Origin of the sequence: Stenotrophomonas testudinis (genome assembly GCF_024499815.1) — a bacterium.
In the GTDB taxonomy this organism is placed as follows: Bacteria; Pseudomonadota; Gammaproteobacteria; order Xanthomonadales; family Xanthomonadaceae; genus Stenotrophomonas.
Map to the genome: position 1 here is coordinate 1 of NZ_JAMOKY010000018.1, position 18,649 is coordinate 18,649.

Annotated in this window: 18 protein-coding genes, 8 tRNA genes and 1 pseudogene; 7 read left to right on the forward strand and 20 right to left on the reverse strand. The window is 65.7% G+C overall.

What is annotated here, in order from left to right; genetic code table 11:
* From NQ204_RS11565 to NQ204_RS11600, 8 genes are all read right to left on the reverse strand, one after another.
* Nucleotides 1-74: transfer RNA gene (locus NQ204_RS11565), tRNA-Asp, on the reverse strand.
* Between the two features lie 26 nt (nucleotides 75-100).
* Nucleotides 101-175, reverse strand: a tRNA-Val gene (locus tag NQ204_RS11570).
* Between the two features lie 11 nt (nucleotides 176-186).
* Nucleotides 187-459, reverse strand: a complete 273-nt coding sequence (locus NQ204_RS11575; protein WP_004146343.1) for an HU family DNA-binding protein — start codon at nucleotides 457-459, stop codon at nucleotides 187-189.
* A gap of 219 nt (nucleotides 460-678) precedes the next feature.
* Complete coding sequence (gene lon / locus NQ204_RS11580) at nucleotides 679-3,129, reverse strand: endopeptidase La (RefSeq protein ID WP_256643928.1); 2,451 nt, start codon at nucleotides 3,127-3,129, stop codon at nucleotides 679-681.
* Between the two features lie 142 nt (nucleotides 3,130-3,271).
* The gene (clpX, locus tag NQ204_RS11585; RefSeq protein ID WP_108758290.1) at nucleotides 3,272-4,561 is read right to left on the reverse strand and encodes an ATP-dependent Clp protease ATP-binding subunit ClpX; all 1,290 of its coding nucleotides are present in this window, start codon (nucleotides 4,559-4,561) and stop codon (nucleotides 3,272-3,274) included.
* Between the two features lie 127 nt (nucleotides 4,562-4,688).
* Entirely contained in the window at nucleotides 4,689-5,315 is a 627-nt protein-coding gene (gene clpP / locus NQ204_RS11590) for an ATP-dependent Clp endopeptidase proteolytic subunit ClpP (protein WP_079220811.1), read from the reverse strand.
* A 76-nt stretch (nucleotides 5,316-5,391) separates the two neighbouring features.
* Nucleotides 5,392-6,687, reverse strand: a complete 1,296-nt coding sequence (gene tig, locus NQ204_RS11595; protein WP_256643929.1) for a trigger factor — start codon at nucleotides 6,685-6,687, stop codon at nucleotides 5,392-5,394.
* 189 nt (nucleotides 6,688-6,876) lie between these two features.
* Nucleotides 6,877-6,961: transfer RNA gene (locus NQ204_RS11600), tRNA-Leu, on the reverse strand.
* 122 nt (nucleotides 6,962-7,083) lie between these two features.
* Between NQ204_RS11600 and NQ204_RS11605 the strand changes: the two genes are divergently transcribed.
* A complete protein-coding gene (locus NQ204_RS11605; RefSeq protein WP_243402728.1) occupies nucleotides 7,084-7,299 on the forward strand; it encodes a hypothetical protein in 216 nt (71 codons plus the stop codon).
* Complete coding sequence (locus NQ204_RS11610) at nucleotides 7,260-7,565, forward strand: DUF2306 domain-containing protein (RefSeq protein WP_343238494.1); 306 nt, start codon at nucleotides 7,260-7,262, stop codon at nucleotides 7,563-7,565. Before NQ204_RS11605 ends, NQ204_RS11610 begins: the two co-directional genes overlap by 40 nt.
* 21 nt (nucleotides 7,566-7,586) lie before the next feature.
* Here NQ204_RS11610 and NQ204_RS11615 read toward each other — a convergent pair whose 3' ends face one another.
* The 6 genes from NQ204_RS11615 to NQ204_RS11640 form a co-directional block, all read right to left on the reverse strand.
* Nucleotides 7,587-7,871 carry a hypothetical protein gene (locus NQ204_RS11615; RefSeq protein ID WP_256643930.1) on the reverse strand — a complete coding sequence of 95 codons (285 nt, stop codon included), beginning with the start codon at nucleotides 7,869-7,871 and terminating at the stop codon, nucleotides 7,587-7,589.
* 273 nt (nucleotides 7,872-8,144) lie between these two features.
* Nucleotides 8,145-8,220: transfer RNA gene (locus tag NQ204_RS11620), tRNA-Lys, on the reverse strand.
* Nucleotides 8,221-8,359: 139 nt separating this feature from the next.
* Nucleotides 8,360-8,435 (reverse strand) — tRNA-Lys (locus NQ204_RS11625).
* A gap of 79 nt (nucleotides 8,436-8,514) precedes the next feature.
* Nucleotides 8,515-8,591, reverse strand: a tRNA-His gene (locus NQ204_RS11630).
* A 173-nt stretch (nucleotides 8,592-8,764) separates the two neighbouring features.
* Nucleotides 8,765-8,841, reverse strand: a tRNA-Arg gene (locus tag NQ204_RS11635).
* 37 nt (nucleotides 8,842-8,878) lie between these two features.
* Nucleotides 8,879-8,955 (reverse strand) — tRNA-Pro (locus tag NQ204_RS11640).
* Nucleotides 8,956-9,134: 179 nt separating this feature from the next.
* Here NQ204_RS11640 and NQ204_RS11645 point away from each other — a divergent pair.
* Together NQ204_RS11645 and NQ204_RS11650 are read left to right on the forward strand one after the other, a co-directional pair.
* Nucleotides 9,135-9,893 (forward strand): Bax inhibitor-1/YccA family protein, encoded by a 759-nt coding sequence (locus tag NQ204_RS11645; protein ID WP_159097476.1) that lies wholly within the window; start codon nucleotides 9,135-9,137, stop codon nucleotides 9,891-9,893.
* Nucleotides 9,894-10,072: 179 nt separating this feature from the next.
* Nucleotides 10,073-10,693, forward strand: coding sequence for a flavin reductase family protein (locus NQ204_RS11650; protein ID WP_256643931.1), 621 nt, complete (start codon nucleotides 10,073-10,075; stop codon nucleotides 10,691-10,693).
* 3 nt (nucleotides 10,694-10,696) lie between these two features.
* Here the strand turns inward: NQ204_RS11650 and NQ204_RS11655 are convergent, their stop codons facing one another.
* From NQ204_RS11655 to grxC, 6 genes and pseudogenes are all read right to left on the reverse strand, one after another.
* Nucleotides 10,697-11,446, reverse strand: a complete 750-nt coding sequence (locus NQ204_RS11655; protein ID WP_256643932.1) for a sulfite exporter TauE/SafE family protein — start codon at nucleotides 11,444-11,446, stop codon at nucleotides 10,697-10,699.
* A 25-nt stretch (nucleotides 11,447-11,471) separates the two neighbouring features.
* Nucleotides 11,472-11,882, reverse strand: a pseudogene (locus NQ204_RS11660) (LysR substrate-binding domain-containing protein); the annotation flags it as partial.
* A 190-nt stretch (nucleotides 11,883-12,072) separates the two neighbouring features.
* Complete coding sequence (locus tag NQ204_RS11665; RefSeq protein WP_256643933.1) at nucleotides 12,073-12,483, reverse strand: hypothetical protein; 411 nt, start codon at nucleotides 12,481-12,483, stop codon at nucleotides 12,073-12,075.
* 132 nt (nucleotides 12,484-12,615) lie between these two features.
* Nucleotides 12,616-13,620, reverse strand: a complete 1,005-nt coding sequence (locus NQ204_RS11670) for an isocitrate dehydrogenase (protein ID WP_108767891.1) — start codon at nucleotides 13,618-13,620, stop codon at nucleotides 12,616-12,618.
* 314 nt (nucleotides 13,621-13,934) lie between these two features.
* Complete coding sequence (locus tag NQ204_RS11675) at nucleotides 13,935-14,327, reverse strand: carboxymuconolactone decarboxylase family protein (protein WP_053519434.1); 393 nt, start codon at nucleotides 14,325-14,327, stop codon at nucleotides 13,935-13,937.
* On the reverse strand, nucleotides 14,324-14,644 hold the full coding sequence (gene grxC / locus NQ204_RS11680; RefSeq protein ID WP_305888387.1) for a glutaredoxin 3: 321 nt from the start codon (nucleotides 14,642-14,644) through the stop codon (nucleotides 14,324-14,326). The genes NQ204_RS11675 and grxC overlap by 4 nt, the downstream gene beginning before the upstream one ends.
* Before the next feature lie 112 nt (nucleotides 14,645-14,756).
* Between grxC and NQ204_RS11685 the strand changes: the two genes are divergently transcribed.
* From NQ204_RS11685 to phoR, 3 genes are all read left to right on the forward strand, one after another.
* A complete protein-coding gene (locus tag NQ204_RS11685) occupies nucleotides 14,757-16,403 on the forward strand; it encodes a M48 family metalloprotease (RefSeq protein ID WP_116864195.1) in 1,647 nt (548 codons plus the stop codon).
* Nucleotides 16,404-16,519: 116 nt separating this feature from the next.
* The gene (gene phoB / locus NQ204_RS11690; protein WP_108767888.1) at nucleotides 16,520-17,209 is read left to right on the forward strand and encodes a phosphate regulon transcriptional regulator PhoB; all 690 of its coding nucleotides are present in this window, start codon (nucleotides 16,520-16,522) and stop codon (nucleotides 17,207-17,209) included.
* A 104-nt stretch (nucleotides 17,210-17,313) separates the two neighbouring features.
* Nucleotides 17,314-18,645 (forward strand): phosphate regulon sensor histidine kinase PhoR, encoded by a 1,332-nt coding sequence (phoR, locus tag NQ204_RS11695; protein WP_116864194.1) that lies wholly within the window; start codon nucleotides 17,314-17,316, stop codon nucleotides 18,643-18,645.
* The last annotated feature ends 4 nt before the right edge of the window (nucleotides 18,646-18,649 follow it).

Here is an 18,649-nt window from a genome sequence, read left to right on the forward strand (position 1 = left end):
CGGAGCGGACGGGACTCGAACCCGCGACCTCCGGCGTGACAGGCCAGCATTCTAACCAGCTGAACTACCGCTCCACACTTGAACTTTTACTGCGGTGCTGTGGTGGGTGCTGAGGGTTTCGAACCCCCGACCCTCTCCGTGTAAAGGAGACGCTCTACCGCTGAGCTAAGCACCCCAGCGAGCCGCTTAGTTTACAGCATCCTTCAGGGCCTTACCAGCCTTGAACGACGGATTCTTCGAAGCAGCGATCTTGATGGTGTCGCCGGTCTTCGGGTTGCGGCCGGTGCGGGCAGCACGGTCGCGGACCTGGAAGGTACCGAAGCCAACCAGGGTGACCGCATCGCCGTCCTTCAGCGCCTTGGTGACGGCAGCAACGACGGCATCGACAGCGCGGCTGGACTCGGCCTTGGTCAGGTCGGCGGCTTCAGCAACGGCATCGATCAATTCGGTCTTGTTCATTCTGTACAACTCCTTTGGCGGTGGGTTCCGCTTATTCGACAGGGAAGCAACCGCACGCGATGCGCGCACGGCCGCCATGTGGAAACTGTTCGCCGAATTCAGTGATCGCCAGACTGCGATCACTCATTCGCGGGTGCTGCTTTTATACCAGCGCCCCTACCCCCACGCAAGGTGGAAAGCCAGCAACGACGCGGGTTTCAGGCATTTCGACAGCGCGCGTCAATGCTTGACGCGCGCGTTTCCACTCGGTTTGGCCTTGCTGCGCACCGTGACGCGCTGCGCAGTCTTGCGCGCCTTCTTCGGTGCCAGCGGACGCTCCAGCGCCAGGTCCAGCACTTCCTCGATGTACTTCACCGGCACGATCTGCAGATCACGGGTGACATTGGCCGGGATGTCGGCCAGGTCCTTGCGGTTCTCCTCGGGGATGATGACCGTACGGATACCACCACGCAGTGCCGCCAGCAGCTTTTCCTTCAGGCCACCGATGGCGGTGACGCGACCGCGCAGGGTGATCTCACCGGTCATCGCCACGTCGGCACGCACCGGCACCTTGCTAAGCATCGACACCAGCGAGGTAACCATCGCCGCGCCGGCACTGGGGCCGTCCTTCGGCGTGGCGCCATCGGGCACGTGCACGTGCACGTCGTGCTTCTGCAGGAATTCCGCATCGATGCCGAAGCCGACGGCGCGCGAACGCACCACCGACAACGCCGCCGATGCCGATTCCTTCATCACGTTGCCGAGCTGGCCGGTCAGGATCAGCTGGCCCTTGCCCGGCACCAGGGTCGATTCGATCTGCAGCAGATCGCCACCCACTTCGGTCCAGGCCAGGCCGGTGACAAGGCCAATCTCGTTGGCTTCCTCGGCGCGGCCGAAGTCGAAGCGACGCACGCCCAGGTATTTGTCCAGGTTCTTGCTGGTGACGCTGACCAGGGCCTTGGACTTCTTCGCGCCCTTCTTTGCCTTGACCGGCTGCGGGCCGGCCAGTGCGATTTCCTTCACCACCTTGCGGCAGATCTTGGCGATCTCGCGCTCCAGGTTGCGCACGCCGGATTCGCGCGTGTAGTAGCGCACGATGTCCTGGATGGCGTCGCTGCCGATTTCCAGTTCTTCCGGCTTCAGGCCATTGGCCTTGATCTGCTTCGGCGACAGGTAACGGGTAGCGATGTTGAGCTTCTCATCCTCGGTATAGCCGGGGATGCGGATCACTTCCATGCGGTCCAGCAGCGGGCCCGGGATGTTGAGCGAGTTGGAGGTCGCCACGAACATCACTTCGGACAGGTCCAGGTCCACTTCCAGGTAGTGGTCGTTGAACGCGTTGTTCTGCTCCGGATCGAGCACTTCCAGCAGCGCCGAGGACGGATCGCCACGGAAGTCCATCGACATCTTGTCGATCTCATCGAGCACGAACAGCGCGTTCTTGCTGCCGACCTTGTTGAGGTTCTGCACGATGCGGCCCGGCATCGAACCGACGTAGGTGCGGCGGTGGCCACGGATCTCGGCCTCGTCGCGCACGCCGCCCAGCGACATGCGCACGAACTTGCGGTTGGTGGCCTTGGCGATGGACTGACCCAGCGAGGTCTTGCCCACGCCCGGCGGACCGACCAGGCACAGGATAGGGCCCTTCATCTGCTTCACGCGCGACTGCACCGCCAGGTATTCCAGGATGCGGTCCTTGACCTTGTCCAGGCCGTAGTGGTCGGCGTCCAGGGTGTCCTGCGCGACCTTCAGATCCTTGCGCACCTTGGTGCGCTTCTTCCATGGCACGCCCAGCAGCCACTCCAGGTAGTTGCGCACGACCGCCGCTTCGGCCGACATCGGCGACATCTGCTTGAGCTTGTTCAGCTCGTTGCGCGCCTTGGCTTCCACCGGCTTGGGCATGCCGGCTTCGGCGATCTTGCGGGCCAGCTCTTCCAGCTCGCCCGGCGCGTCGTCGAGGTCACCCAGTTCTTTCTGGATGGCCTTCATCTGTTCGTTGAGGTAGTACTCGCGCTGGCTCTTTTCCATCTGCGACTTCACGCGGCCGCGGATGCGCTTTTCCATCTGCTGCACGTCGATCTCGCCGTCGACCAGGCCGACCAGCATCTCCAGGCGCTCGCCCACGGCCAGCGTTTCCAGCAGGCGCTGCTTGTCGGCCAAGCGCACGCTGATGTGCGCGGCGATGGTGTCGGCCAGGCGTGCCGGCTCGTCGATGCCGGCCAGGGTCTGCAGCAGCTCCGGCGGCAGCTTGCGGTTGGTCTTGACGTACTGCTCGAACAGCGACATCAGCGAGCGGGCGATGGCTTCGATCTCGCGCGGCTCGCGCGGGTCGGCCGCGTCGATCTCCATGGCCTGGCCGTGCAGCGAGCCATCACGCTCGTCGACGTGGGTGATCTGCACGCGCGACAGGCCTTCGACCAGCACCTTGATGGTGCCGTCGGGCAGCTTCAGCAGCTGCAGCACCTGCGCCAGCGTACCGACCTGGTAGAGGTCGGCCGCCTGCGGGTCGTCGGTCTCGGCCGACTTCTGCGCCAGCAGCAGGATGCGCTTGTCTGCCTCCATTGCCTGTTCGAGCGCGTGCATGGACTTGTCACGGCCGACAAACAGCGGGATGACCATGTGCGGGAACACCACTACGTCGCGCAGCGGCAGGACCGGCAGGTCGAGGGTCTCACTTGGGGAACGGGCCATGGGGGCTCCAGGGAAGGGGAAAACCGTCTCCGGGAGGGCATCTTCCGGAGACAAAAAAAGCCGATGGCCCCGTTATGGGGCCATCGGCTTTCAGATGCAAGGCGTTCGTTGAAAATCCTTTCAAATCAAAAAGTTGAAAGGATCACTCGGCGCCTGCGGCCTTCTGTTCAGGGGCCGCCGGGGTCTGGTAGATCAGGTACGGCTCGGACTTGTGCTCGATCACCGATTCATCCACGACCACCTTGCTGACGTTTTCCTGCGAGGGAAGGTCGTACATGGTGTCCAGCAGGACCGATTCGACGATGGTACGCAGGCCACGGGCGCCGGTCTTGCGCTTGAGCGCCTTCCTGGCAATGGCCGACAGCGCGTCCGGACGGAACTCGAGCTCGACGTTCTCCATCTCGAACAGCTTCTTGAACTGCTTGGTGATGGCGTTCTTCGGCTCGGTCAGGATCTTGATCAGGGCCGGCTCGTCCAGCTCCTCCAGGGTCGCCACCACCGGCAGGCGGCCGACGAATTCGGGGATCAGGCCGAACTTGATCAGGTCTTCCGGCTCGACTTCAGCCAGCACCTTGCCCACTTCCACCTTGCGCTCGGCACTCTTCACCTTGGCGCCGAAGCCGATGCCGCCGGCGTCGTTGGAACGCTGCTGGATCACCTTGTCCAGGCCGGCAAACGCGCCGCCACAGATGAACAGGATGTTCTTGGTGTCCACCTGCAGGAATTCCTGCTGCGGGTGCTTGCGGCCGCCCTGCGGCGGAACGCTGGCCACGGTGCCTTCGATCAGCTTCAGCAGGGCCTGCTGGACGCCTTCGCCGGACACATCGCGGGTGATCGACGGGTTCTCGCTCTTGCGCGAGATCTTGTCGATTTCATCGATGTAGACGATGCCCTGCTGTGCCTTCTCGACGTCGTAGTCGCACTTCTGCAGCAGCTTCTGGATGATGTTCTCCACGTCCTCGCCCACGTAACCGGCTTCGGTCAGCGTGGTGGCGTCGGCCATGGTGAACGGCACGTTGAGCAGGCGGGCCAGGGTTTCGGCCAGCAGCGTCTTGCCCGAACCGGTCGGGCCGACCAGCAGGATGTTCGACTTGGCCAGTTCGACCTCATCGTTCTTCTGCCGGCTCTCGATGCGCTTGTAGTGGTTGTAGACAGCCACGGCCAAGGTGCGCTTGGCCCGGTTCTGGCCAATCACGTACTGGTCGAGCACCTCGAGGATCTCGCGCGGCTTGGGCAGCGAACTGCGCGCCGACTGCGCCTTTTCCTCGAGTTCTTCACGGATGATGTCGTTGCACAGCTCCACGCATTCATCGCAGATGAACACGCTCGGACCCGCAATGAGCTTGCGCACTTCATGCTGGCTCTTTCCGCAGAAAGAGCAGTAGAGGATCTTGCCGGTGTCCGTGGAACGACCTTGGCGGTCTTCGCTCATGCTTCGCTTACCCAGTTACCCCACCCGCTGAACGGGGGTTCGATTCGAGAATAGCACAGGGCCGGAGGGACGACAGTCCCGGTCCGACCCTGCAGGAACGGGGCCTCCCTGGCCCCGTGCAGGCCGATCAACCGGCCTGGATCGACTCTTCCGGACGACGCTCCAGCACCTGGTCGACCAAGCCGTAGGCCACCGAGTCGACCGCGCTCTTGAAGTTGTCGCGCTCGGTGTCGCGGGCGATCGTTTCCAGTGACTGGCCGGTGTGCTTGGCCAGCACTTCGTTCAGGCGCGAACGCAGGGTCAGGATTTCACGGGCATGGATGTCGATGTCCGTGGCCTGGCCCTGGAAGCCGCCCAGCGGCTGATGGATCATCACGCGCGAGTTCGGCAGCGCATAACGCTTGCCGGCAGCGCCAGAGGCCAGCAGCAGGGCGCCCATCGAGGCGGCCTGGCCGACGCAGATGGTGCTCACGTCCGGCTTGATGTACTGCATGGTGTCGTAGATCGCCATGCCGGCGGTGACCACGCCACCCGGCGAGTTGATGTAGATGCTGATGTCCTTTTCCGGGTTCTCCGCTTCCAGGAACAGCAGCTGCGCCACCACCACGTTGGCCATGTGATCGTCGATCGGGCCCACGAGGAAGATCAGGCGCTCCTTCAACAGGCGCGAATAGATGTCGTAGGCACGCTCGCCGCGGCTGGTCTGCTCGACCACCATGGGAACCATGTTCAGGGCTTTGGTCCGGTTGTCCATTTCGTGAGGTACCTGTCTTGGGGGGAAACACCCCCGCGCCGGTGCAGGCGCGGGGTATGGGGAGATCCGCCCCGTATTACTGGCGGATCGCGTCCTGGAACGACAGCTTTTCTTCGGTGTGCTGGGCGCGCTCGGCGATCCAGTCGATCACCTGCTCTTCCATCACGCGGTTCTGCAGACCCGACATGAGCTGGGGGTCGTTGCGGTACATCTCAATGACCTGTTCCGGCTCTTCGTAGGTCGAAGCGATCAGACGCATCGTTTCGTTCAGGCGCTTGGCTTCCAGGCGCAGGTCGTTGGTGCGGGCCACTTCGCCCACCACCAGGCCGACCAGCACGCGCTTGGCGGCGGCGTCCTTGAAGCCCTCGTGGGCATCGGCCGGGACGTCACCGACGTTCTGGCCGTTGCGGCGGGCCTGCTCGACCTGCTGGGCCAGCATGGCGCGGGCTTCGTTCTCGACCAGGCGCGGCGGCATTTCCACCGACGAATAGGCGGCGATCAGCTGCTCACCCACTTCGCGGCGCAGGCGGTTCATCAGGGCGCCCTTCAGCTCGCGCTCCAGGTTGGCGCGGATGTCGCTGCGGAACTGCTCGACGTCGCCACCCTTCACGCCGAAGCTCTTGATGAAGGCTTCATCGACGGCCGGCACGACCGGCTCGGACACCTCGACGACCTTGACGGTGACCTGCACGGTCTTGCCGGCCAGCACCGGCACGCGCCAGTCAGCCGGGAACTCGACGTCCAGGGTCTTCTCTTCGCCCTTGGCCAGGCCGACCAGGCCCTTTTCGATGGTTTCGAACATCATGCCCTGGCCGAGCACGATCGAACCCTTCTCGGTGCCTTCGGCCGGCAGGCGCTCTTCGCCGGCCTGCGACCAGGTTTCCAGCGCGACCAGGTCGCCGTCCTGCGCGCCACGGGTGACCGGGGCCCAGGTACGACGCTGGTTCTGCAGGTTCTCGATCATCTGGTCGATGTCGGCGTCGGTGATCTCAGCGGTGTGGCGCACCACGGTCAGCTTGCTGACGTCGATGTCGCCGAAGTCCGGCACCACTTCCACGGTGGCGACGAAGGAGAATTCACCCTCTTCGCCCTTGTCGATGCGCGGGCTGCCGACGATGCGCAGGTCGTGCTCACGCACGGCGGCATCGAAGGTTTCGCGCAGCAGGCCGTCCAGCGCCTCGCCACGGACCTGCGCGCCGAAGCGCTGCTCGATCACCTTGGCCGGCACCTTGCCCGGGCGGAAGCCCTTGATGCGGGTGGTACGGGCGATTTCGCCCAGGCGCCCGTTGATGTGGCTCTGCAGACGGTCTTCCGGCAGCGAGAAGCTCAGGCGGCGTTCCAGGTTGCCGATGGTTTCGATCGAAGCTTGCATGTTGACTCCTGCCACCGGTGGCCCACGCCCCCGGCTCGATGATTGGGATGAAACGGTTGTAAGGACACGACGTCTGGGACGCGCCTGCTTGCCGCAGCCCTTTAGTTTCGCCCAATTCGGCCTGCACTGCCAGCGCGTGGCGGTCAAGGGTCCGTCGGCGGCCCGATCAGGGCGGAGACAGGCCGGCACTGGTGCGAAAGGGGGGACTCGAACCCCCACGCCTTGCGACACTGGAACCTAAATCCAGGGCGTCTACCAATTCCGCCACTTTCGCGTGGCCGGCACAGGGGTTCATTGTCGCAGGCGGGACTGGAAAGCGAAAGGCATGACAAAGCTGAATGCGAATTCCCTCGCATATCGCGCAGGCTCACGGGATTGCCCCGGCGGGACGTCCCGATGGAGCACATCAGCACCGCCCCGCCCTCCCCGCGCACCTCGAGCGCCGGGTGGAAGGCCGCCTTCTGGCTGTTGGGCCTGGCCGTGGCCGGCCACTTTCTGTGGGTTACCGCGCAACGCTATGTGCAGGTGACGCCGGAGGCCTACGGCATGTTCTGGGACCGGCGCAGCTGGTTGTGGCTGCACGTTTTGCCGCCACCGGTCTTGCCTGGCTGATCACCTCTTTGCGCGGCTACCGCACGATCCGCCGTGGCGACATCGACGCGCACCAGCGCTGGATGCTGCGCAGCTATCTGGTGACGCTGTCACCCGCCGTGTTCCGCCTGTTCCTGCTGGTACCGGCACTGATGCAGCTGGCATCGCCGCTGGTGATGGTGCCCAGCCTGCTGGTGCTGAGCTGGGCGCTGCCACTGCTGGCCTACGAAAGCGGACGACGCCTGCGCAGCCTTCGCACGTCGTTCGCAAGGGCCCGGATGGCCTGAACCACACCGGGCCCGACAGGCTCAGTGCGCGGGCTCGGCCGCCGATGGCGGATCGGATGCATCGACCTTGCGCAGCTGCACCGAGGACCCATCGTCCGCGCGGGTGATCTCGACCACCTCGGTCGTCCCACCGTTCTCCGAGGGCATGGCCGGTTGCATTGCCACGCTTGCCGTATCGGCATCACGCGGCACGGTCTGCGCGTGGTCGTCGCTGGTTGCAGGCGGCTCAGCAGGCTTGCAGCCCACCAATGCGAGCAGCAGCACGCCGGACACGATCAGCCCTGCATTCCTGTTCGTTGCAATCATCAAGTCTCACTCCACATGCATGCGCTTCTCGCGCGGAACATCCATTGGGAGTGATGCGAAGCGCCGCCGGTGAGATGCAGCGCACAGCACTGAAAACACTGATGACGCATGTAACCCAGTTTTAAGCATCGCTTCAGTAGATCCGCGCCATGCGTAGATATGACGCGCCGATTGATCGGTAGATCCACGCCATGCGTGGATGCGTCCCGATCACGCGAACCGCCCGATCGCAGGCAAGAAAAAAGCCACTTGGCGGACCAAGTGGCTTTCGTCTGGTGGGCTGTCAAGGATTCGAACCTTGGACCTATTGATTAAGAGTCAACTGCTCTACCAACTGAGCTAACAGCCCGAAATCGGGGCGCGAATTATGACCCCATCCGCCTGGGCGATGCAAGCACTTCGTTCAACTATCGTCGACGTCGGCGCTGCTCCGGGTACCGCACTAGCTGAAGAAAAAAGCCACCTGGCATACCAGGTGGCTTCCGTCTTGGTGGGCTGTCAAGGATTCGAACCTTGGACCTATTGATTAAGAGTCAACTGCTCTACCAACTGAGCTAACAGCCCGTGAAACTCAGACGCACATTGTAGCGTGCATTCTGTTTATTGCAATACCGTGTCGGCGTTGCCGATGCGGTTGAAACAGTGGGGTGGCTGAGGGGATTCGAACCCCCGACCACCGGAATCACAATCCGGTACTCTAACCAACTGAGCTACAGCCACCACTGAAACGCTTGCTTCATCGCCGATGTTCTGGCGCTGGAGCCTGATGCGTTGCCCGAGGACGTTCACCGAAGTTCGTGTCCGCCGAAGCGAGTCCGACATTCTGGTGGAGTCTTCGTGCTTTTGCAAGCACTTCTTCACGTCCGTCAGCATTGCCCTGCATGTCGTGCCGATGGCGCGCCCGACAGGAATCGAACCTGTAACCGCCGGCTTAGAAGGCCGGTGCTCTATCCAGTTGAGCTACGGGCGCCCGAACCGGAACGGCGTCCAATCCGACGTAGTGGGATTGGTCGGGGTAGAGGGATTCGAACCCCCGACATCCTGCTCCCAAAGCAGGCGCGCTACCAGACTGCGCTATACCCCGGTGTTGCAATCCCCTCGGGCAGGGCCCGGGGAGCTGGTCATTGTGAACAAGCGCAGCGCAGCCTGTCAACGCGGCCGCCCGGCGGCGCCGCGCTGCCACACTACCGTGCGCCGCCATCGGCTATGCTCCCTGCAGCCGGCCGGATGGCCGTAACCCCCTCTTTCGCACGGAGATTTCGCATGCGCAGCGGCAACCCGGCTCTTTCCGAGTCGACTTTCCTCGACCTGGCCAGCGGCTCGGTGGTGACCCACCCCGACCAGGCGATGACCCTCAACGGCACCGTCAACAAGACCGGCATCCTGTTGCTGCTGACCGTGCTGACCGCCGCCTTCGCCTGGAACCAGTCGATCAACGACTACGGCCAGGTGATGGCCAGCGCCAAGCTCTATGCCATGGGCGGCGCGATCGGCGGCCTGGTGCTGGCGCTGATCACCATCTTCAAGAAGGAATGGTCGCCGGTCACCGCGCCGATGTACGCGCTGGTGGAGGGCCTGTTCCTGGGCGCCATCTCGGCCGTGTTCAACATGAAGTTCCCGGGCATCGTGTTCCAGGCAGTGCTGCTGACCTTCGGCACCCTGTTCGCCCTGCTGTTCGCCTACCGCAGCGGCCTGATCAAGGCCACCGAGAACTTCAAGCTGGGCGTCGTCGCCGCCACCGGCGGCATCGCCCTGCTCTACCTGGCCTCGTTCGTGTTGGGCTTCTTCAATATCAACGTGCCGATGATCCATGACGCCAGCTGGCTGGGCATCGCCTTCAGCCTGTTCGTGGTGGTGGTGGCCGCGCTGAACCTGGTGCTGGATTTCGACTTCATCGAAACCGGCGTGGCCCAGCGCGCACCGAAGTACATGGAGTGGTATGGCGCATTCGGCCTGATGGTGACCCTGGTCTGGCTGTACGTGGAGTTCCTGCGCCTGCTGTCGAAGATCCAGCAGCGCTGAGCCCGATCAAGCTGCAATCGACAAGCCGCGATCCGCGAGGGTCGCGGCTTTTTCGTAAACCGGAGAGGCGGTAGAGCCAAGCCCATGCTCGGCTGCTCTTGGCGTAAAAAGCAGCCGAGCATGGGCTCGGCTCTACAGAAAGCAGTCGAGCACGCTCGACGCTACGGAACCCCCACCCCATGCCCGACACCTTCCACAGCTACCGTCCCGCCGACGGCCACCGCCTGCCGCACGACCCGTTCAACGCCATCATCGGCCCGCGCCCGATCGGCTGGATCTCCAGCTGCGCCGCCGACGGCGCCCTGAACCTGGCGCCCTACAGCTTCTTCAACGCCCTCAACTACACCCCGCCGATCATCGGCTTCTCCAGCCAAGGGCGGAAAGACTCGCTGCACAACATCGAGGCCACCGGCGAATTCGTCTGGAACCTGGCCACGTTCGACCTGGCCGAGGCGATGAACGAAAGCTGCCGCGCGGTCGCGCCGGAGGTCGATGAGTTCAGCCTGGCCGGACTGACACCGCTGGCGTCCACCCAGGTGCGCCCGCCGCGCGTGGCACAGAGCCCGGTCAGCATGGAATGCCGCTGCACCCAGATCGTGCGCCTGCGCGATGCCGCCGGCCAGGACACCAACGGCTGGCTGGTGCTGGGCGAGGTAGTGGCGGTGCATATCGATGCGCGGCTGCTGGTCGGTGGCATTTACGACACCGCTGCGGCCGACCCGATCCTGCGCGGTGGCGGCCCGGCCGATTATTTCCGGGTCAGCGCCGAACAGCGCTTTCGCATGTTCCGCCCGGCCTGAGCCTCAACGCGACAGCAGCACCGGCAGCGCCGAGCACAGCAGGGCGATGCCGGAGGCGGTCAGCAGGCCCAGCACGATCTGCCGGAAGCGCGCTTCACTGATGCCGATGTACAGGCGCGCGCCCAGCAGGGTCGGCACCAGCATGGCCGGGGCCACGATGGCGAAGTACGGCAGCATCTGCCGGGTGATCATGCCGTTGCCGACATAGGTGGCCATGGTCACCGCCAGCATGGCCAGGTTGAAGTTCTGGATGACCGCGCGCTGCTCGTCCTTGGCGAAGCCGCGTAGCGTGCTCCACAGCGTCGGCACCGGCCCGGCAAAGCCACCGATGCCACTGAGCACGCCGCCGGCCATACCCGCCACGGCGTCGCCGATGCGGCCGCCCACCGTGCTCGGCGGCAGCCGGCGCACCATCAGCATCACCGGGCACCACACCGCCAGAAACCCACCCAGCAAGGCCTTGAACCAGGCCATGTCCAGCTGCGGCAGCACCAGCACGCCCAGCGGAATGCCGGCCAGGCCACCCACCACGAACGGCAGCAGCAGGCGCAGGTTGAAGCCGCGGCGCACGGTGAACACCGCCAGCAGCTGCCCGGTCAGCGCACCGAACACCGACAGCGCAGCGGCCAACCGCGGATCCAGCCCCCAGGCCCAGAAGGACATTGCCACCATGCCGAATGCGAATCCGGAAAGGCCCTGCACGAAGCCGGCGACGATCGCACCGACCGCCACCAGCAGATAAACCGGATCCATCACGCTCCTCGTTGCCGTGGCGTGGCTAGCCTGCCCCGCCCGTCCGCCCAGCGTAGTGCGTGGCCAGGTGATCGACCAGCGCGCGCACCTTCGGCGCCAGTGCACGCGCACGCGGGTACAGCGCGAAGTAGCGACGTTGCCCGCCCTTCCAGGCCGGCAGCACGCGGGTCAGGCGACCGCTGCGCAGGTCCTCCTGCACGGTCAACGCAGTAAACAGACAGATGCCTATGCCCGCCATTACCGCCGCATGCAGCGCGGGCGTGGCATCCACGCGCAGGCGCTGGCCGGCCTCGATGCTGGCGGTGGCGCCGCGCGGCCCCTGCAGTTGCCACGGCGCACCGGCCCCGGTCGGGCTGAAGCCCAGCAGCGTGTGCTGCTGCAGGTTGGTGACCTGCCGCGGCAGGCCGTGCCGGGCCAGGCACGCGGCGGCGGCCATCCCGATCAGGCTGGCCAGGCCGAAGGCGGAAAGGTTCATGGGGCGACTCCTGTGCGGTGGGAAGGGGGCACAGGATGCGGAGCGGATGGCGCACGAACCAGCCGTGCAACAACACATGATCTGTGCAGAAAACGCACTGCAGGGTCGAGCCATGCTCGACTGGCCTTGCGTAGTCGAGCATGGCTCGACCCTACGAGGGCACCTTGACCCCATTGAGCCGCACGATCATCGCGTGGTCGCGCCCCAGCACCACTTCGGCGGTATTGTTTCCCGCGCGCACGGCATGTGCGAGGCCCGCCGGATACTTCACCGGCACGCCAGCCAGCGTCTGCACATGTTGGGCCGGAGGGGACCTGCCCCTGACAACAAACGCCGCGCAGCTGCCTTCGAGCAGATACACCGGCAACCCCGCCGGAAACTCGATCAACTGCAGGAGGCGCGCCTCGCTCTCGCGCAGGCTGCGGAGAGGCGCCCCATGCCTGCGCAGGTGGCGCAGCGCACGCTGGGCGCGGGACCACGGCCAGTACAAGGTGGCGTAGATCGCCACGCCGATGGCATAGACGGCAACGGCCGCCACGACCCACACGGCCGCCTCAGGCATCTGCAAACATCCTGTCGGTGAAAACCCGCGGTTGAAAACGCAGACGGGCCGTACAAGGACGGCCCGTCTTCAACGCTGTGCCTCCCCGGCTGGACGTCGCCCAGGGCGATCTCCAGCGGGAGCGCCGGCCGCTTACAGGCGGCTGGCGATGGCCTGGGCGAAGCTCATGGTGGTACCGGTGCCGCCGAGGTCGCCGGTCAGCGAATCCTTGGCTTCCATGGTGGCCACGATGGCCTTGCGCAGGCGCTCGGCGTTTTCCGGCTGGCCGACATGGTCCAGCATCTGTGCAGCTGCCAGCAGCAGCGCGCACGGGTTGGCCTTGCCCTGGCCGGCGATGTCCGGCGCGGTGCCGTGCACGGCTTCGAAGATCGCCGCATCCTTGCCGATGTTGGCACCCGGGGCCAGGCCCAGGCCGCCGACGAGGCCGGCGCACAGGTCGGAGATGATGTCGCCGAACAGATTGGTGGTCACGATCACGTCGAACTGTTCCGGACGCATTACCAGCTGCATGCAGCAGTTGTCGACGATCATTTCCTGGAACTCGATGTCCGGGTACTGCGCAGCCACTTCACGGGCGACGTTCAGGAACAGGCCCGAGGTCGACTTGATGATGTTGGCCTTGTGCACGGCGGTGACCTTCTTGCGGCCGACGCTGCGGGCCAGCTCGAAGGCGTAGCGCACGATGCGCTCGGAGCCCTTGCGGGTGATGCGGGTGCCGGAGAAGGCGGTCTCGCCATCAGCCGAGACTTCCTGGCCTTCGGCCAGGTACGCACCTTCGGTGTTCTCACGAACGGTGATCAGGTCGACGTTGTTGAAACGCGACTTGGTGTTCGGGAAGGTGTGGGCCGGACGCACGTTGGCGTACAGGTCGAAGTGGCGGCGCAGGCTGACGTTGATCGAGGTGAAGCCACCACCGACCGGGGTGGTCAGCGGGCTCTTCAGCGCGACCTTGTTGCGCGCGATCGATTCCAGGGTCACTGCCGGCATCAGGTCGCCGTGCTTTTCCAGGGCCACCAGGCCGGCGTCCGCATCTTCGTACTCCAGGCCAGCGTTGAGCTGGTCGAGGACGAACAGGGTGGCGTCCATGATTTCCGGGCCGATGCCGTCGCCGCGGATGACCGTAATTTTCTGCGTCATTGATCGATGTTCCGAACAGGGGGGAATACGCCGTCCGGACGTGCCCGGAAACGCCGGCGCTAAGGAAGTTTCACCCGCAATTATGCCTGAGCCGGGGCCGAGGTCCCAAATAGACCATGGTCCCACTCTCCGGCTCAGGCAGAATTGCCCGCGCATTTCTCCTTATCCCCGCGCCTTCGGCGCGCCCCCTTGAACAACAAGGGGGCTCCTGGGCTGCTGGATCGCGCGGAATGCCCCGGCACGCGTCCGGTAGCGCCGGGCCATGCCCGGCGGCCGTTTGTTCAGGTATCGGCCGGGCATGGCCCGGCGCTACCTCAGTGCTCGTGCGCTTCCGGAGCGGCGGCGCCGCCTTCGAGCTGGTCGAGGAAGTCGACCGCGCGCCGCAGGTGCGGGATCACGATGGAGCCGCCGACCACCAGGCCGACCGAGAAGGTCTCGAAGAACTCTTCACGGGTCACCCCGGCTTCCTTGCACTGGGCCACGTGGTAGCTGATGCAGTCGTCGCAGCGCAGCACCATCGAGGCCACCAGGCCCAGCAGCTCCTTGGTCTTCACGTCCAGCGCGCCGGCCTGGTAGGTCTGCGTGTCCAGCGCGAAGAAGCGCCGCACCACCTGGTTCGGCTCACCCAGAATGCGTTCGTTCATGCGCTTGCGGAACGCGGTGAATTCGGCGATGCGGTCCTTGCTGCCGTCGTCGGCCGCGCTCATGCCTGGCCCTGCCCGGCCAGCAGCGGCTCGAGCTTGCCTTCACGATGCAGGGCCATCATGTCGTCGTAGCCACCGACATGGACGTCACCGACGAAGATCTGCGGCACGCTGGTGCGGCGGGTCAGGGACATCATCTTCTCGCGCTCGACCGGGTCCAGGTCGATGCGGACCTCGGTCCACTGCTGGCCCTTGCTCTTGAGGAAGTTCTTGGCCGCCACGCAGTACGGGCAGACGGCGGTGGAATAGATGGTGATGGCAGGCGAGGCGCCAGCGGGCTGGTCTGTCACGGGAAACTCCACGATGGATCGACGGTCCATATATGGTACCGGTGTGCTGGAATTTCCACGCCACGACCGCAACACTGTGGATTAACGAATGGTTGCCCCCTGCCCTGCCACGCTTGGCGCGCCCCGCCCGAGGACCTCCCGCTTGCGAGCCCTGCTGCTGACTACCGCCGTCACTCTGGCCCTGGCCATGCCGCTGGCCCAGGCCCAGGAGAAGCTGCCGGACATCGGGTCGTCGGCCGGCGAACTGCTGACCCCGGCCCGGCAGGCCGAGTACGGCGCGATGATGCTGCGCGAGCTGCGCAACTACGGCTACCTGCTGGACGACCCGCTGGTCAACGACTGGCTGCAGACCATGGGCACCCGGCTGGGCTCCAACAGCGACCAGCCGCGCCAGTCCTACACGTTCTTCGTGATGAAGGACCGCCAGATCAACGCCTTTGCCACCCTCGGCGGCTACATCGGGGTCAATGCCGGCCTGGTGCTGACGGCCGAGCGCGAGGACGAGGTGGCGGCGGTGCTGTCCCATGAAATCGCCCACGTCACCCAGCAGCACGTGCTGCGCGGGGTCGAGCGGGCCCAGCGCGACCAGATCCCGATCCTGCTGGGCATGCTGGCGGCAGTGGTGGCCGCCCAGGCCAGCAACAGCTCCTCCTCCGGCAACGCGACCATGGCCGCGATCAGCTCCGGCATGGGCCTGATGCAGCAGCGGCAGATCAACTACACCCGGTCCAACGAATCAGAGGCCGACCGTCTGGGCATCCGCACCCTGTCGCGCAGCGGCTACGACGTGGACGCCATGGCTGGCTTCTTCGAACGGATGTCGGCCGCCATGCGCGGCAACGACGGCGGCTACCAGGCCCCCGACTTCCTGCAGACCCACCCGGTCAACACCACCCGCATCAGCGAGGCCAAGGCCCGCGCCCAGCAGATGAAGAAGGACACGGTGCTGTTGACCACCAGCACCCCCAGCGGCGAGCGCAAGGAGCGGGTCAACCCGGCCGACCCCAGCCTGGGCGAGCCGCTGCTGCGCGGCAGCAACCCGCTGCTGCCCAGCAGCGTGCTGCGCCTGCCGATCGGCCAGCTCAGCCGCGGCGCCAGCGGTGACTTCGACTGGGCCCGCGAGCGCCTGCGGGTGCTCAGCGCCGACACTACGCCGGAGCTGGAACGCGAGTACGCCGACCTGGCCCGGCGCCAGAAGGACGGCCTGACCGACGCCCAGCGCTATGGCCAGGCCCTGGCCGCCATGCGCGGCGGCCGCGCCGGCGCCAACCAGGCCCGGCAGGCCCTGGCCAGCCTGCTGCAGACCCATCCGGACAGCCTGTTCGTGGCCCTGGCCCTGGGCGAGGCGGAATCCCGCGCCGGCCAGCCGGTCCAGGCCAACGCCCGCTTCGAACAGCTGCTGCGCGAACACCCCAACAGCCGCCCGGTGGCACTGACCTACGCCGAAATCCTGAATGAACAGGGCGGACGCGAGGCCGGCCAACGCGCCCAGGCGATGCTGCGGCCCTTGCTGTCGCAAAGCGGTAACGATCCGGTTTTCCAGCAGCGCTACGCCCGTGCCAGCGAACTGGCCGGGGACAGCGTGCGGGCCAGCGAGGCCTATGCCGAGGCAGCCTTCCTCGGTGGCCGCCCGGAGCAGGCGCTGATGCAGCTGCAGGCGCTCAAGCGCAATCCCGAGCTGGACTATGTCGGCCGCGCGCGGGTGGATGCGCGCATCGAGACCATCACTCCCACCGTGCTGGAGCTGCGCCGCCAGGGCGTGCAGGACCCGGAGTTGGACCGGCGCTGAGCGACGCATGACCGGGGGATGGCAATCGGCGCCGATCCCGGGCAGGCAGTCACAAACATGTCATCAAACCGTAGTCTACTGGCACCACTCCAGTAACCGAGCCCTACGGTGTCCTCGTGCAGAAACGCATCCTGATCGTCGATGACGAGCCCGCGATCCGCGAAATGGTCGCCTTCGCCCTCCGCAAGGGCGATTACGAACCCGTCCACGCCGGCGATGCCCGCGAGGCCCAGACCGCGATCGCCGACCGCGTCCCCGACCTGATCCTGCTGGACTGGATGCTGCCCGGCACCAGTGGCCTGGACCTGGCCCGTCGCTGGCGCAAGGAAACCCTGACCCGCGAAGTGCCGATCATCATGCTGACCGCGCGCGGCGAAGAGAACGATCGCGTCGGTGGCCTCGAAGCCGGTGTCGACGACTACGTGGTCAAGCCGTTCTCGGCCCGCGAACTGCTGGCCCGCATCCGCGCGGTCATGCGCCGCGCCCGTGACGACGACGAAGACGGCAGCGTGGCCGTCGGCCCGATCCGCATCGACGGCGCCGCCCACCGCGTGTTCGCCAACGAACAGCCGGTGCCGATCGGCCCGACCGAATACCGCCTGCTGCACTTCTTCATGACCCACCCCGAGCGCGTCTACACCCGCGCCCAGCTGCTGGACCATGTGTGGGGCGGCAGCGTGTACGTGGAAGAACGCACCATCGACGTGCACATCCGCCGTCTGCGCAAGACGCTGGAACCGTTCAACGCCGAGAACATGGTGCAGACCGTGCGCGGCGCCGGTTACCGCTTCTCCAACGCGACCTGAGCCTCGTCGTGCCGGCACCGCGCACCCGCGGGTGCCGGTGTCGGCAACTCTGCTATAACCCTCGGTTCACCGCGTGAACCGCCGCCTCCAACGACGAGACCGCAATGCCCCGCCACATCCGCTCCGCCTGGTTGAAGACGCTGGCCTCCGTGGCAGCGGTATTGGTGCTGGCCGGCGTGGTCGGATGGCTCAGTGGGCATCTGTGGCTGTGCATCGCGCTGGCCGCATTGGCCACGCTGACCTGGCATTACTGGCGCCTGCGCCGCGTGCTGCGGCGGCTGACCGCGCGCCAGCGCTGGGAAACCGCCGAGGAAGGTACCGGCGTTTGGAACGAGCTGGACCGCCTGCTGTACCGCAACCAGGTGGAAATGCGCGTGCGCAAACGCCGCCTGCTGGACATGCTGCGCAGCTACCGCGCCGCCGCTGCCGCCCTGCCCGATGCGGTGGTGGTGCTGGACCGCAACAGCCAGCGCGTGCAGTGGTTCAACGAAGCGGCCACCGCCCTGCTCGGCCTGCACCACCCCGGTGACCTCGGCGAAGCTCTGGTCGAACGCCTGCAGCCGATGCCGCTGGCCCACTGGCTGGCCGGCGGCCGCAATGCCGAACCGATCCTCGACGCGCCCTCGCCGGTGGACCCCGCGATCCGCCTGAACCTGCGCCTGATCCCCTATTCCAACGATTACTGGCTGCTGATCGCCCGCGACGTCAGCAAGCTGCTGCGCCTGGAACAGGTGCGCCGCGACTTCGTCGCCAACGTGTCGCACGAACTGCGCACGCCGCTGACCGTGGTGCATGGCTACCTGGACATGATGGATCCGGAAGACTTCCCCGGCACCGGCCCGATGCTGGAAGAAATGCGCAAGCAGAGCCAGCGCATGGCCCAGCTGGTGGAAGACCTGCTGACCCTGTCGCGGCTGGAATCTCAGGAACACAGCGAAGCGGAGACCGTGGCCATGCAGCCGATGCTGGCCACCCTGCGCCGCGAAGCCGAGGCGCACAGCCAGGGCCGCCACCAGATCAGCATCGACGACCTGGCCGGCGTGGACCTGCTGGGCTCGACCAAGGAACTGCACAGCGCGTTCTCCAACCTGGTCACCAACGCCGTGCGGTACACCCCGGCTGATGGCCGCATCGCGGTGGAGTTCCGCCGCGAGGGCGATGGCGCCGTACTGGCCGTGCGTGACAGCGGCTACGGCATTCCCGCCACCCACCTGCCGCGCCTGACCGAACGTTTCTACCGGGTGTCCAGCAGCCGCTCGCGCGAGAGCGGTGGCACCGGCCTGGGCCTGTCCATCGTCAAGCACATCCTCGGCCTGCACCATGCACGGCTAGAGATCGAAAGCGAAGTGGGCAAGGGCTCGGTGTTCTCCTGTCATTTCGATGCCGACCACGTGCGCCCGCGCGAGTCCGCCCCCCTGACCTCCATCGAAGAATGAAGCC